This is a genomic window from Enterobacter cloacae subsp. cloacae ATCC 13047 (assembly GCF_000025565.1).
GTDB classification, from domain to species: domain Bacteria; phylum Pseudomonadota; class Gammaproteobacteria; order Enterobacterales; family Enterobacteriaceae; genus Enterobacter; species Enterobacter cloacae.
The window spans coordinates 2,690,403-2,704,427 of record NC_014121.1; the positions used below are offsets into that span (position 1 = coordinate 2,690,403).

Annotated in this window: 12 protein-coding genes and 3 pseudogenes; 5 read left to right on the top strand and 10 right to left on the bottom strand. The window is 60.4% G+C overall.

Annotation, left to right across the window (positions count from 1 at the left end):
* Positions 1 to 274 precede the first annotated feature (274 nt).
* Positions 275 to 1,390, top strand: a complete 1,116-nt coding sequence (locus tag ECL_RS12995) for an ABC transporter ATP-binding protein (protein WP_013097218.1) — start codon at positions 275 to 277, stop codon at positions 1,388 to 1,390.
* Here the strand turns inward: ECL_RS12995 and hpxK are convergent.
* The 7 genes and pseudogenes from hpxK to hpxU all read right to left on the bottom strand — a co-directional run bounded on the left by hpxK (position 1,387) and on the right by hpxU (position 7,734).
* Complete coding sequence (gene hpxK, locus ECL_RS13000) at positions 1,387 to 2,625, bottom strand: allantoate amidohydrolase (RefSeq protein WP_013097219.1); 1,239 nt, start codon at positions 2,623 to 2,625, stop codon at positions 1,387 to 1,389. The genes ECL_RS12995 and hpxK overlap by 4 nt on opposite strands.
* Positions 2,622 to 3,862, bottom strand: a pseudogene (locus tag ECL_RS13005) (pyridoxal-phosphate-dependent aminotransferase family protein). Before ECL_RS13005 ends, hpxK begins: the two are co-directional and overlap by 4 nt.
* A 13-nt stretch (positions 3,863 to 3,875) precedes the next feature.
* Positions 3,876 to 4,613: an amino acid ABC transporter ATP-binding protein gene (locus ECL_RS13010; protein ID WP_013097221.1), complete on the bottom strand. Its 738-nt coding sequence runs from the start codon at positions 4,611 to 4,613 to the stop codon at positions 3,876 to 3,878.
* Positions 4,594 to 5,250 carry an amino acid ABC transporter permease gene (locus ECL_RS13015; protein WP_044159433.1) on the bottom strand — a complete coding sequence of 219 codons (657 nt, stop codon included), beginning with the start codon at positions 5,248 to 5,250 and terminating at the stop codon, positions 4,594 to 4,596. Before ECL_RS13015 ends, ECL_RS13010 begins: the two co-directional genes overlap by 20 nt.
* Positions 5,250 to 5,915 carry an amino acid ABC transporter permease gene (locus ECL_RS13020; protein ID WP_013097223.1) on the bottom strand — a complete coding sequence of 222 codons (666 nt, stop codon included), beginning with the start codon at positions 5,913 to 5,915 and terminating at the stop codon, positions 5,250 to 5,252. The genes ECL_RS13015 and ECL_RS13020 overlap by 1 nt, the downstream gene beginning before the upstream one ends.
* Before the next feature lie 4 nt (positions 5,916 to 5,919).
* Positions 5,920 to 6,702 (bottom strand): transporter substrate-binding domain-containing protein, encoded by a 783-nt coding sequence (locus ECL_RS13025; RefSeq protein ID WP_044158620.1) that lies wholly within the window; start codon positions 6,700 to 6,702, stop codon positions 5,920 to 5,922.
* A gap of 192 nt (positions 6,703 to 6,894) precedes the next feature.
* Positions 6,895 to 7,734, bottom strand: coding sequence for a MurR/RpiR family transcriptional regulator HpxU (gene hpxU / locus ECL_RS13030; protein WP_013097225.1), 840 nt, complete (start codon positions 7,732 to 7,734; stop codon positions 6,895 to 6,897).
* A 145-nt stretch (positions 7,735 to 7,879) separates the two neighbouring features.
* On the opposite strand from hpxU, the pseudogene hpxW reads away from it, so the two are divergent.
* The 4 genes and pseudogenes from hpxW to hpxZ all read left to right on the top strand — a co-directional run bounded on the left by hpxW (position 7,880) and on the right by hpxZ (position 11,439).
* Positions 7,880 to 9,463: pseudogene (gene hpxW, locus ECL_RS13035) on the top strand (oxamate amidohydrolase).
* A gap of 10 nt (positions 9,464 to 9,473) precedes the next feature.
* Positions 9,474 to 9,662, top strand: a complete 189-nt coding sequence (gene hpxX / locus ECL_RS13040) for an oxalurate catabolism protein HpxX (protein ID WP_013097226.1) — start codon at positions 9,474 to 9,476, stop codon at positions 9,660 to 9,662.
* The gene (locus ECL_RS13045) at positions 9,659 to 11,053 is read left to right on the top strand and encodes an AtzE family amidohydrolase (RefSeq protein ID WP_044158617.1); all 1,395 of its coding nucleotides are present in this window, start codon (positions 9,659 to 9,661) and stop codon (positions 11,051 to 11,053) included. Before hpxX ends, ECL_RS13045 begins: the two co-directional genes overlap by 4 nt.
* The gene (hpxZ, locus tag ECL_RS13050; protein ID WP_013097228.1) at positions 11,053 to 11,439 is read left to right on the top strand and encodes an oxalurate catabolism protein HpxZ; all 387 of its coding nucleotides are present in this window, start codon (positions 11,053 to 11,055) and stop codon (positions 11,437 to 11,439) included. Before ECL_RS13045 ends, hpxZ begins: the two co-directional genes overlap by 1 nt.
* A gap of 115 nt (positions 11,440 to 11,554) precedes the next feature.
* Here the strand turns inward: hpxZ and puuE are convergent, their stop codons facing one another.
* The 3 genes and pseudogenes from puuE to ECL_RS13065 all read right to left on the bottom strand — a co-directional run bounded on the left by puuE (position 11,555) and on the right by ECL_RS13065 (position 13,964).
* The gene (gene puuE / locus ECL_RS13055) at positions 11,555 to 12,454 is read right to left on the bottom strand and encodes an allantoinase PuuE (protein WP_226836439.1); all 900 of its coding nucleotides are present in this window, start codon (positions 12,452 to 12,454) and stop codon (positions 11,555 to 11,557) included.
* Positions 12,372 to 13,248, bottom strand: a pseudogene (hpxA, locus tag ECL_RS13060) (allantoin racemase). The gene puuE and the pseudogene hpxA overlap by 83 nt, the downstream one beginning before the upstream one ends.
* Positions 13,248 to 13,964: a GntR family transcriptional regulator gene (locus tag ECL_RS13065; protein ID WP_013097231.1), complete on the bottom strand. Its 717-nt coding sequence runs from the start codon at positions 13,962 to 13,964 to the stop codon at positions 13,248 to 13,250. Before ECL_RS13065 ends, hpxA begins: the two are co-directional and overlap by 1 nt.
* Between the last annotated feature and the right edge of the window lie 61 nt (positions 13,965 to 14,025).

Consider the following 14,025-nt stretch of genomic DNA (forward strand, 5'->3'; position numbering starts at 1 on the left):
TTAACGCCTTATCTGCCTCATCTAAAATTCAGCAAAATCAGATGCTGCACGTATGACGTCAAATATCTTTGGTTTGGTATACGCTACCCTTCACATCATGATAACTCTACAAAAAACTGTAAGTTGTGTGATCGTCATAACATTAATGGAAAATCTGTATAGGGCGCATGAATACTGGAAGTTATAGTCAATACAGACAAATTGCACCGTCCAGCTATGTTGAACCTGATTGTTATACGTAAAACATAGACAGCGGTTTACTCGGGGAACACTGATGTCAAACATACAGTTAAGGAATGTCACCAAGCGCTTTGGCGACACCGTCACCTTGCACAACGTGAATCTTGAAATTGAAGACGGGGAATTCGCCGTCTTTGTTGGCCCTTCCGGCTGCGGTAAATCGACCATGCTGCGCATGATTGCCGGTCTGGAGGAGATTAGCGAAGGTGAAGTCTTAATCGGTAATGAGGTCATGAATGACGTCGCGCCTTCCCACCGCGGCGTGGCCATGGTGTTTCAGTCCTACGCGCTCTATCCGCACATGACGGTCGCCGAAAACATGGGCTACGGGCTGAAAGTGAATAAGGTCCCAAAAGAACAGATCCGTCACCAGGTGGAGATGGTGGCAAAAACGCTGCAGCTCTCCCATCTGCTGGACCGCAAACCTAAACAGCTTTCGGGCGGGCAGCGCCAGCGCGTGGCAATAGGCCGCGCCATCGTGCGTAACCCGCGCGTCTTTATGTTTGATGAACCGCTCTCTAACCTGGACGCCGAACTGCGCGTCGAGATGCGTCTGCACCTTGCCCGCCTGCATCAGGAGCTGAAAACCACCATGGTGTATGTCACGCACGACCAGATCGAAGCGATGACCCTGGCCGACAAGATCGTGGTCATGAACTATGGCAAGGTTGAGCAGATGGGCGCCCCGATGGATCTCTATTACAAACCGGCAAATAAGTTTGTCGCCGGGTTTATCGGTTCTCCGAAGATGAACTTTCTGTCGGCGACCGTTGAAGCCTGGCAGCCAGGTAAGCTTACCGTCAGGCTATCGCAACAGAAGTCGCTCACGCTCGCGATAACCACCACACCGCTGCAGCCGGGAAGTCAGGTCACGCTGGGCATCCGCCCGGAACATTTAACCACCGACCTTCACCGCGGCACGCGGCTGGAATTTAACTGTGAAGTGGTGGAGCGACTGGGAAACAATACTTACCTGTTTGGGCAATGCTATGGCCATGACAACGTGAAGATCTTGCTGCCGGGCGACGTGAAGTTCGCGCCCTGGCAGAAGATAGACGTGGCGTTTGACGACCATCACTGCATGGTTTTTGACGACCAGGATGTACGGGTGAGCGCTGATATCGAAGATGCGGTGCGTTCGGTGGCTTAACGCGCGCCACCGTCAGCCAGCGCTCTCACCGCCCGCCCAAACGCCTCAATCGCCAGGGCAACATCCTCAGCCATCACCGACTCCGCCGGATGGTGGCTGATGCCCCCCTTGCAGCGCACAAACAACATCCCCACCGGCCAGCGTTCTGCCAGCGCAATGGTGTCGTGCCCGGCACCGCTCGGCAGCGATAGCGTACGGCCCTGAACCGATGTCACGGCCTCCCCTAACAGCGATTGCAGTCTGGCATCGCAGGGCGTGGCGGCTATCCGGTAAAACTCCTCGGCGTTGAAACGGAGCCCACGCCGGGCTGCGATCTCTTCCGCCTGAATGAGCAGTGCAGTGAGCAGTGCGTCCAGCGGGGCATCCTGCGGGCCGCGAATATCCAGCGATAGCGCCACCTCGCCGGGAATCACATTGACCGCGCCGGGCAGGCAGCGTAACGCCCCCACCGTGGCAACCAGATTGCCGCCGCGCTGTCGGGTGGTGTTTTCAACCTGCACCATCCATTCGGCAGCTGCGGCCAGGGCATCTTTGCGGTGAGCCATCGGCACGGTACCGGCATGCCCGGCTTCGCCGGTAAAGAGACAGTTCAGACGCCGCGCACCGTTAATGGCTTCTACTACCCCCAGCGCCAGCCCCTCCTGCTCCAGACACGGCCCCTGTTCAATATGCAGCTCCAGACAGGCGCTGAAATCGTCCTGATGCCGCGCGGCAAGCGCTACCCGTGCGGGATCCAGCCCCGCCTGCACCATCGCCTGCGCCACGCTTATGCCACTGGCATCACAGGTATCAAGCCAATTCTCCGGCCAGGTGCCCGTCAGGCCGCGACTGCCTAACAGCGTGATGCCGAAGCGGGTTCCCTCTTCGTCGCAGAAGCCAACAATCTCGATGGCCTGCGCCAGGCGCACGCCCTGCTGATGCAGGCTGTCCACCACTTCAATGGCGGTGAGCACGCCGAGCATGCCGTCGTAGCGTCCGGCATTGCGCACAGTATCCAGATGCGAGCCAAGCAGTATCGCCGGTGCGCCCTCCAGCTGCGCCTCATAGCGCCCGCAAATATTCCCGACACTGTCCTGCCAGACGGTCATGCCCGCCTGGCTCATCCACTGCCCGACCAGCTGGTTGGCCTGCAGATGCTGCGTGGAAAGATAAACCCGCGTCAGGCTGTCCGGGGTTTCGCTGATGGCGGCCAGCGCATCGGCACGGGCCATCACCCGCTCTGCCGCCGGGCTCATTGTGACGTCTCGCGGCGATAATGATCCCACGCGGCCTGCATCGCCGCCCCCTGGGGGGTGGTGAATTTCAGGTAGTTCAGCACCGACTCCAGCGCGCTCAGGGTGGTCATTACGCAGTCTTTACGGGCGTTATAACCCATGGTGCCAATGCGCCATACCTTGCCGTGCAGCGGGCCAAACGAGGTGCCAATTTCGATACCGAAATCTTCCAGCATCAGTTTACGCACCTGATCGCCGTTAACGCCCTGCGGGATCACCACGCCCAGCACGTTGTTCATCTTGTGCTTCAGATCGCCAAAGGTCTCCAGCCCCATCGCCTGAATGCCTTTCAGCAGCGCATCGCCGTGCAGCTTGTGCCGGGCGATGCCGTTGTCCAGCCCTTCCTGGAGGATCAGCCGCGCGCATTCGCGGGCGCCAAACAGCGCGGTGGTGGCTTCAGTGTGATGGTTCAGCCGCTCCGGCCCCCAGTAATCCATCACCATGCCGAGATCAAAATAGTTGGAGTAGATCATCTCCTCGTCGCCGTCGCGATGGGCGTCGGTGCGGATCCCCTCCTCGACGCATTTGCGGCGGCGGATCGCCTCTTCCATGCGTGGGCTCAGGGTGATCGGTGACGTGCCGGACGGACCGCCGAGACATTTCTGCATGCCAGCGGAGACAGCATCCAGCCCCCAGGCATCGGTTTCCAGCGCGTTCCCCCCGAGCGACGCGGTGGCGTCGGCGTAAAACAGCACGTCATAACGGCGGCAAATCGCGCCGAGCTCGGCCAGCGGCTGCAGCATGGTGGTGGAGGTGTCCCCCTGCACGGTCAGCAGCAGACGGGGACGAATACGTTTGATGGCATCCTCCACCTGATCCGGGGTAAACACCTCGCCCCACGGCACCTCGATGGTATGCACTTCCGCCCGGCAGCGGCGGGCGATTTCGCACAGCAGATGGCCGAAGCGGCCAAACACCGGCACCAGCACTTTATCGCCCGGGCGAATGGCCGACACCAGAATCGCCTCAATGCCCGCGCGCGAGGTGCCGTCCACCAGCATCGTCCAGCGGTTTTCGGTGCGGAACACCCCGCGATAGAGCGCCATTACTTCGTTCATGTAGTGGGTCATCGCCGGGTCGTACTGACCAATCAGCTGGCTCGACATGGCGCGCAGCACGCGCGGATCGGCATTGATCGGCCCGGCCCCATCAGCAGACGCTGCGGCGGATTAAGTTGCGGAAATTGAGCGATATCCATTGTTAAGTCCTTATCAGTTGAGGCCGCGCACGGAGGAGATGAACTGCTTCAGTTCGGTGGTCTGCGGGTTGGCGAAAAGCGTTTTGCTGTCGCCCTGCTCCCAGACTTTCCCCTGGTGCATAAACACCACGCGGTCGCCCACTTCGCGGGCAAAATTCATTTCATGGGTCACGAGAATAAGGGTCATCCCTTCTGCTGCCAGCTGCTCCAGCACCTTAAGCACTTCGCCCACCAGTTCCGGGTCGAGCGCGGAGGTGATCTCGTCACAAAGTAAGACTTTTGGCGACATCGCCAGCGCACGGGCAATCGCCACGCGCTGCTGCTGGCCGCCGGAGAGACTCGACGGGTAGTAATCCAGACGATCGCCGAGGCCGACTTTCTCCAGCATCTGCTGCGCCAGCGCCCGGCATTCGGCGGCGCTTTTCTTCAGCACCCGACGCGGGGCGAGCATCACGTTTTCCAGCGCCGTCATGTGCGGGAACAGGTTAAAGTTCTGGAACACCATCCCGACCGAGCGGCTGATTTCACGCGCCTGGGAATCCCGGTCGGTAATGGTCATGCCGCCAAGCTTGATGCTGCCGTCCTGATACCCTTCCAGACCGTTGATGCAGCGCAGCAGGGTGCTTTTGCCGGATCCGCTGCGCCCGATAATCGAAATCACCTGGCCCATGTCGATATCGAGATCGACCCCCTTCAGGACATGGTTATCGCCGTAGTACTTCTGCACCTGATTAATGGTGATGAGAGGCATTAAATTTAGTCTCCAGATAACGGCTGTAACGCGACAGCGGATAACACAGAATGAAGTAGCCCAGCGCCACCAGCGCAAAGACCTTAAACGGTTGATAAGTGACATTGGTGAGCATCGTCCCGGCTTTGGTCAGCTCGATAAAGCCGATGATTGACGCCAGCGCCGTGCCCTTAATCACCTGGACGGCAAAACCGACCGTCGGCGCAATCGCAATCCGCAACGCCTGCGGCGCGACCACCCGATAAAGCGTCTGGCCAAAGGTCAGCCCCAGACAGCGCGACGCTTCCCACTGCCCTTTGGGCAGCGCGCGAATGCTGCCAAACCAGATATCAAGCAAAAACGCGCTGGTGTAGAACGTGAGGGCCAGCGATGCGGCGGTCCATGGCGAGACATCGATGCCGAACAGTGCCACGCCGAAGAACGCCAGAAATAGCTGCATCAGCAGCGGTGTACCCTGAAACAGTTCGATATAGCCGCGGATCAGGCGCATGAACATTCGCCCGCCAGTGAGACGCAGCAGCAGCAGCGGCAGGGTCACCACCGCGCCGCCGACAAACGCCACCAGCGACAGCAGTATCGTCCAGCGCCCGGCCAGCAGCAGGTTGCGAATAATGTCCCAGTCGGTAAAGGTGGTCATCATGCCTGTACCCCCAGCCATTTGCGTCCTGCCGCCATCATCAGCTGACGCAGGGTAATCGACAGCGCTAAGTAAATCCCGGTTGTCACCAGATAAACCTCAAAGCTCAGAAACGTTCTGGACTGGATCAGGTTGGCGGCAAAGGTCAGCTCTTCATACGAGACCTGCGACACCACCGACGAGCCGAGCATCACGATAATGCACTGGCTCACCAGCGCCGGATAAATACGCTGTAGCGCAGGCGGTAACACCACGCGAATGAAGGTCTGGGTGCGGGTCAGCCCCAGCACGCGTCCGGCCTCCCACTGCCCTTTTGGTGTCACCTGAATGCCCGCCCGGACAATCTCCGTGCTGTACGCGCCCAGATTGATCACCATCGCCAGCAGTGCCGCCTCACCCGCCGTCATCTTCAGCCCCATATTGGGCAGGCCAAAGACGATAAAAAACAGCTGCACCACAAACGGCGTGTTACGGATAATCTCCACGTAACCGCCCCAGATCCGGCTAAACCACGTCGCCCGCCCGCTGCGAATGACCGCCCCGAAAATACCAATCGCCAGACCGCCCAGGGTCGCCATCACCGTCAACTGGATGGTGACCCACAGCCCGGCCAGCAGCGCCGGCCAGTGCGGCCAGAGCTCAGAGAAATGGAGTTGCTCTGTCATTGCCTTACACGCCAAGGCTTGCCGGCAGCGGCGCCTTGAGCCACTGCTCAGAGAAGCCGTTCAGGGTGCCGTCATTAATACCCTGTTCAATCAGCGCATCCACTTTCGCCTTCAGCGCCGGTTCATTTTTCTTCAGACCGATAAAGCACGGTGAATCTTTCAGCATAAAGCTCGGCACCGGGGCTTTCTCCGCGTTCTGGCGCGAGATGGCCGCCACCACAAGGTTGCCGGTGGCCACATACTGTACCTGTCCGGACAGATACGCCGACAGCGTGGTGTTGTTGTCCTCATAGCGTTTTACGTCTGCGTCTTTCGGCGCCAGGCTGGTCAGCACCATGTCCTCGACCGCGCCACGCGTCACGCCGATGGTTTTACCGCTCAGGGCGGCGGCATCTTTCAGCTCTGCGCCTTTCGGGCCAAACACCCCGAGGAAGAACGGCGCATAGGCGCGGCTGAAATCGATCACCTTTTCACGTTCCGCATTCTTACCGAGGCTTGAAATGACAAGGTCAACTTTGTCGGTTTGCAGATACGGCACGCGGTTGGCGCTGGTCACCGGGACCAGTTGCAGCTTGACCTTCATCTGTTTGGCCAGATAACGCGCCATATCGATGTCATAGCCCTGCGGCTGCAGATCGGTTCCGACCGAGCCAAACGGCGGGAAATCCTGCGGCACGGCAATGCGAATGGTGCCGCGTTTCTCGATATCCTGAAGCTGGTCCGCCTTTGCCGACAGGTTAGTGAGCAGACAGACGGCCCCGGCCAGTGCAATCAACAATTTTTTCATGGTGCTTCCCCGTAACGTTAACATGAAACAAAAGATTCTTTGAATTGGATTTTGCAACTAATGTGCCAGATAAAGCGAAACGCGGGATTTTGTTGTAAAGCCTGATAAAACAAAGGCGGGGCGAAAAAGCTCTCTCTTTTTCGCCCCGCCTCACTGCACCATTTCAATGCAAAGCACCACACCGATGCCCCATTATCGTTGTTCGAGCTCGTCCAGGTGCTGATACAGGGTGGCGATCTCATGAATGCGCGGACGGCCTTTATCGAGGATTTCATGCAGGAAGGCGTTTGCCAGCAGGTTGATCAGACTGTTGACCGAGGCGTAGCTGTCATAGGCTGAGACGCTGTCCAGCGGAGCGCAGAGCTGCCAGCTCGCCAGCGGAAACAGGCTGTGCGCCTGCGGCTCGCACATCAGCAGCACCGGAATACCACTGCTCTGAAGCTGCTGCAGCAGCGGGCGGATGATGCGCGGGCGGCGGCGAAAGGCCATCATCACCACCAGATCGTCGGGGGTGAGATCCACCAGCTCTTCGCTCAGGCTCTGCCCGGGCTGCGGCAACACCAGCACCTGCCCGCGCGCCTGCAACAGCTGCTGACGCAGGTGCAGCGCCGCGGGATAGGCATTACGCATCCCTATAATGACGATGCGCTTCGCCTTAACCATGCACGCCATCGCGTCGGCAAACTGCCGGGCATCCAGGGCATTCACCCACTGGGTCAGGTTAGCCATCTCCTGCTTATAGTGACGCGCCAGCAGCGTATTGCCCTGCACCGCGTCGCGGTTGTCCGTCAGCGGCATACCGCTCTGGCGCAGGGTACGCAGCTCATCGCGCATGTCCTTATACTTCTCATAGCCCAGACGCTTAAACAGGCGGCTCACCGTGGCTTTCGACACCCCGCTCAGCTGTGCCAGCTCGGCGCTGTTGTAGCTGATCAGGTCGTCGAAGTGATCGAAAATAAAATCCGCCACCCGCTGCTCCTGCGGCGACAGTGACGCGTATTGTGCTTTCAGTCGTTCATCAAGCTGTTCCATAACGCCTCTGTAACGTTTGTTTCATCTCTTGCTCTCTATTCATTAAGCATGCCAGCTTATCAGCCGGGATGACATGAAACTTTTCTTTCATACCTGGAACAGCTTTTGCAGCGCCTTGTGACTTTCAGGGTTATGAGGACTGTTCATGCAAAGTAATGTCTCCGTACACGGAATGGCGGTTGCCCCCCATCATCTTGCCAGCCAGAGCGCGCTGTCTGTGCTGCGCGATGGCGGTAGCGCGATTGAAGCGATGGTCGCGGCAGCGGCCACCATTGCCGTGGTCTATCCCCATATGAATGGCCTGGGCGGCGATGGCTTCTGGCTTATCGTGCCCCCCGGCGGCGAACCGATTGCCATCGATGCCAGCGGCGCGGCGGGATCGCTGGCGATGCTTGCCGCCTATGGCGATCTGGCGCACATCCCCCACCGCGGCCCCCGTGCGGCGCTGACCGTGGCGGGTACCGTCAGTGGCTGGGCGGAGGCACTTAAGGTCTCACACGCGCTGACGGGCAACGCCCTGCCGCTGACGCGCCTGCTGGCAGATGCCATTGACTAAGCCCGCAATGGCACGCCGGTCACGGCCTCGCAGGCCACTGCCACCGCCAGTAAATTCGACGAACTGAAAGACCTGCCCGGCTTCGCAGAAACCTGGCTGGTTGACGGCAAACCACCGGAGGTCGGCAGCCGGTTTTATCAACCGGCGCTGGCCTCCACGCTGACGCAACTTGCCGAAGAGGGTCTGGAGAGTTTTTATCGCGGTCCGCTGGCGGCGCGTCTGGCCCGTGGGATGGAGACGCTCGGCCTGCCCATTACGCTGGCGGATATGAACGCACATGTCGCCCGACGCACCACGCCACTGAAATTAGCGCATCAGCAGGGCGAGGTCTGGAACCTCGCCCCACCGACGCAGGGGCTGGTCTCGCTGGCGATCCTCGGCATCACCGACCGTCTGGCGATGGCCGATGCCGACGACGCCGGGACAGTGCACCGCATTGTGGAAGCCACCAAACTGGCCTTTGGCCTGCGCGATGCTCACATCACCGATCCGCGCGAGCTGAAAACCGATATCCAGAGCCTGCTGGATCCTGCGGCGCTTCAGGCGCTCGCCGACCGGGTTAACGATAACCATGCCGCGCCGTGGGGCACCGGCAAAGGCCCTGGCGATACGGTGTGGATGGGGGTGATGGATAACAGCGGCCTGGCCGTGTCGTTTATCCAGAGCATTTATCACGAGTTCGGCAGCGGGGTGGTGCTCCCGGATACGGGTATCGTCTGGCAGAACCGGGGGGCGTCGTTCAGCCTCGATCCCGCACATCTTCTGGCTCTCGCGCCGGGCAAACAGCCGTTCCATACCCTGAACCCGGCCGCGGCGCGTCTGAACGACGGACGGGTGATGGTCTACGGCTCCATGGGCGGTGACGGCCAGCCGCAAACTCAGGCCACGCTCTTTACCCGCTATGTAGTGCAGGGTCTGCCGCTGCAGGAGAGCATCTCCCGTCCGCGCTGGCTGCTGGGGCGCACCTGGGGACAAAGCTCAGACACCTTAAAGGTGGAAGGCCGGTTTTCCCCTGAAACGATCGCACGCCTGCATGCGCTGGGTCACGAGGTGGAGATCTTCCTGGACTTTAGCGAAGCCATGGGCCACGCGGGCGCGATTGTCCGCCACCCGAACGGGCTGTTTGAAGGCGCGTTCGACCCGCGCAGCAACGGCGGCGCCGCCGGATACTGAGGAGAAAACCATGACAACACAACAACCTGACTGGCATGCCTACCTGGCGCAGATGGAGGCCGTGCTGGGCATTGAGCTGGATGACGCCCGCCGCGCGGAGCTTCACCAGCAGTTTAGCCGCATTGCCGCCATGGCCGCCCCGCTGATGGCGCTGCCGCTTGATGACCGTCTGGAGATCGCAGGAGTATACAAAGCATGAGGCTACACGAGATGAGTATCAGCGCGATCCAGCAGGCGCTGAGTGCAGGCGAGTTAAGCGCCCGCGAGATCGCCCGTCAGACGCTGGAAGATATTGCGCGCATCAACCCGCAGATCAACGCCTGGACGGCGGTTACCGAAGCGCGGATGCTGGCCGAGGCAGAAAATATCGACACCCTGCGCCGGGAAAAGCGCCCCCTGCCGCCGCTGGCGGGCGTGCCTTACGCGGTAAAAAACCTGTTTGATGTGGCCGGGCACACCACCCTCGCCGGAGCCGAGCTGTTCAGCAAGCGTTCCGCTGCCAGCGCAGATAGTTTTGCGGTTCGCCAGCTACGCAGCGCGGGAGGACTGTTGTCCGGGATGGTCAATATGGATGCCTATGCCTACGGCTTTACCACGGAAAACAGCCACTACGGCGCCACGCGTAATCCGCACGATCTGACGCGCATTGCAGGCGGCTCCTCCGGTGGCTCTGCCGCCGCCGTCGCCGCCGGGCTGGTCCATTTTTCACTGGGTACCGACACCAACGGGTCGATTCGCGTCCCGGCGTCCCTGTGCGGAATTTACGGCTTAAAACCGACCTTTGGCCGCCTGTCACGCTCCGGCAGCCACCCGTTTGTCGCCAGTCTCGATCATATCGGGCCGTTTGCCCGCCGGGTGTGCGATCTGGCGTCCGTGTACGATGCGCTACAGGGACGAGACACCAGCGACCCTTTTCAGGCAGAGTCCTCCCGCGAGCAGACGCGGCCTTTGCTCGATCGCGGTCTGGATGGTTTGCGCTGCGCCGTCCTCGGGGGCTATTTCAGCACGTGGTGTAACGACGACGCCCGGGAAGCCGTCGCGCGCGCGGCACGTGCTCTTGACGTCCAGGAGGAGTTGCAGTTCCCTGAAGCCGCGCTGTCCCGCTCTGCCGCGTTTATCATCAGCGCCTCCGAAGGGGGGAACCAGTACCTGCCGTCACTTCGCCGTGAACCGGAGCGTTTTGAACCACACTCCCGCGAACGCCTGCTGGCTGGGGCAATGATCCCTTCCGCCTGGTATATTCAGGCCCAGCGTTTTCGCGCCCACGCCCGACAGGCCTGTAAAGCGCTGTTTGAGCAGGCCGACGTGCTGATCGCCCCGGCAACCCCGCGCAGCGCCACGACGATTGGCGAGCAGATCATGGAGATTAACGGGGAACCACTGCCGGTGCGCGCCAGCATGGGGATGCTGACGCAGCCGATTTCATTTCTGGGTTTGCCCGTCACCACCGTTCCGCTACGCACCGCCCAGGGGGCACCGATTGGTCTGCAACTCATCGCAGCGCCGTTTAATGAACAAGCCTGCCTGCGCGTGGCGCGGGTCCTGGAAGCGAGCGGGATAACCGATGCCCGTCCTGCGGAGATGGCATAATGATGAATCACGACGACATTAACCTTCCCTGGGTGGTGGCGGACGTCACGGCCGCGTTTTATCGCTATGAAGATGCGCTGGTGAGCAACAACATTGCGGTGCTGGATGAGTTGTTCTGGCACGACAAAAACACGGTGCGACTGGGCGCGGGGGAAAACCTTTACGGCATTGATGAAATCCGCGCCTTTCGGGCGGCGCGCCCCTCCGCCGGGCTGCAGCGGACGTTGCGCAATACCGTGATCACCACCTTCGGAGAAGATTACGCGGTGTGCAGCACCGAATTTACCCGCGAGGGCACAGAACGCATTGGCCGCCAGCAGCAGACGTGGGTGCGGTTTGCTTACGGGTGGCGGATCGTGGCGGCGCAGGTGAGTTTGATGGTGTAACGCTGAAAAACCTGCCTGGTGGCGCTGCGCTTACCGGGCCTGCAATGTCCCGTATGCCCTGCGGATGCTGTAGGCCGGGTAAGGCGCAGCCGCCACCCGGCAAAACACGGCACACTTACTTCTGAAACGGATGCACGTCCCGCCAGTGGTCAGCAATCTGCTGGCGGGTACAAACCCAGACCCGCTCATGCTGCTGCACATAATCCAGGAACCGCTGTAGCGCGCGAAAACGGCCCGGACGCCCCAGCAGGCGGCAGTGCATGCCGATGGACATCATCTTCGGCGCGCTTTCACCCTCTTCATACAGCACGTCAAAGCTGTCTTTCAGATAAGTATAAAACTGCTCGGCGGTATTAAATCCCTGGGCGGTGGCGAAGCGCATGTCGTTCGCGTCCAGCGTGTAGGGCACGATCAGGTGCGGTTTACGGCTGCCATCGCTGCAGGCCACTTCCGTCCAGAAGGGCAAGTCGTCGCCATAGTAGTCACTGTCGTAGTCAAAACCGCCGTGCTCGACCACCAGCTGGCGCGTGTTGGGGCTGTCGCGCCCGGTGTACCAGCCCGCAGGCGGCTTGCCAAACAGATCGGTCAGCACGTGCACCGCTTTGTGCAGATGTTCGCGCTCCTGGTTGATATCCATGTTCTGATAGTGGATCCAGCGCCAGCCGTGGCTGACCACGTCGTAATCCGCCGCCTTGATCGCCGCGACAATCTCCGGGTGACGCGCCAGCGCCATCGCCACGCCAAAGACCGTCAGCGGCAGGCCACGTTTCTGAAATTCATGATGAATTCGCCAGAACCCGGCGCGGCTGCCGTATTCGTACAGGGAGTCCATGGACATGTGTTTGTCGGGATAGCTGGCCGCTCCGATGATGTCCGAGAGAAACTGTTCCGACCCGGCATCGCCGTGCAGGACGTGGTTTTCTGCCCCTTCTTCATAATTGAGCACAAACTGCACGGCGATGCGTGCCTGATTCGGCCACTGCGCATGCGGCGGGTTGCCTGCGTAGCCACGCAGATCCCGCGGATAACCCTCTTCAAAAAGCCCCATTGCTACCCCCCCAAAAATTAAAATGGATTCAATGCCTGAAAATGTCCGCTTAACGGTTTGTTCTCCGGGAAGGCCAGATCCCCGTGCTTGCTGGTTGACAGCCCCAGCGCCACCAGCGATTCCACCATCTTCACCGCCGCACTGACGCCGTCGATCACCGGCACGCGCAGCTCGCGCGTCAGCTCCTGGGCGAGCGTTGCCATCCCGCCACAGCCCAGTACGATGGCACCGCAGCCATCCTCTTTCAGGGCCTGTATACAACGCGCGCGCACCTTCTCCTGCGCCAGGCCGCTGCCGTCTTCCAGCGCCAGCACCGGGAGATCAATCGCGTGCAGGGCCGCGCAGTGATCCTGAAAGCCATACTGCTGCAGCAGATGACGGGCGATAATCAGCGTGCGCGGCAGCGTGGTGACGATAGAAAAGCGCGTCGCCACCAGCGTGGCCATGTGCATGGCAGCTTCGGCAATGCCGACAACCGGCCCTTGCGCCAGCTCGCGCGCGGCCAGCAGCCCCGGATCGCCAAAGCAGGCAATCACGTGCCCTTCCACCCCCTGCTCTTGGCCTTTTTTGATTTGCTCAAGTACACCCACGGCGGCAATGGCTTCATCAAAATGGCCTTCGATTGAGGGCACACCCGCACTGGGGCAGACCGCGAGGATCTCCGTGCCCGGCGCAGCCACCGCGCGGGCGGCCGCGCCGATGGTTTCCGTCATCGCGAGGCTGGTATTGGGATTAATGACTTGTATACGGACAGACGACATTACGACTCCTTGTGGCTGGCGAACAGCCGGGCAAAATCGGGCAGGCATTCACCTGCCCGTTCGAAACAGAGGCTGGCGACGATATGTTCAAAATGGTGCATTAAGGCATCACTGAGGGGTTGCAGCGCTTTCTGACGCAGCAGCTCCACAAGCTGTTCGTGGTCATTGCAGCGACACCCCTGACGCCACGGCGCGCCCCAGGTGGCAATCACCAGCGAGGAGCGCTGGCTCAGGCGGGTCACCATCTCCGTCAGGACCTGATTGCCGGAGATGGCCTGCAGCTGAATATGGAAATTTGCGGAGTGGCGGATCGCCGCCGGGCCGTCGTAAGCCTCATGCGCCTGCTGCTCCTGACGGATGATTGACGCCAGCGCGGCCAGATGCGGCGGCTGACAGTGCGCCAGCACGTCCGGTAGATTGGCGACCTCCAGTAGCGCGCGGGTGCGAAAGATCTGCCGGGCCTCTTCGACCGTCGGGCTGGCAACGTGTGCACCACGTTTGGGCGTTAAGGTGACCATTTGCACAGCGGCGAGTCGCTGCAGCACCTTACGGATGCCCGTACGACTCACGCCAAAGACCTCCGCCAGCGCCTCTTCCGGCAATTTGCTTCCCGGCAGCAGCTGATGTTCGACAATCGCGGTCATCAGCGCCTGAAAGATGGATTCGTCTTTGTCTTGCAGGTCTGGCGCGGCGTGCAGACTGTTCACGTTGTTCATTAACCACTCCACTTTTTACTTTTCGCTATCGAATCGTATACATAAAAATAAAATATTGCAT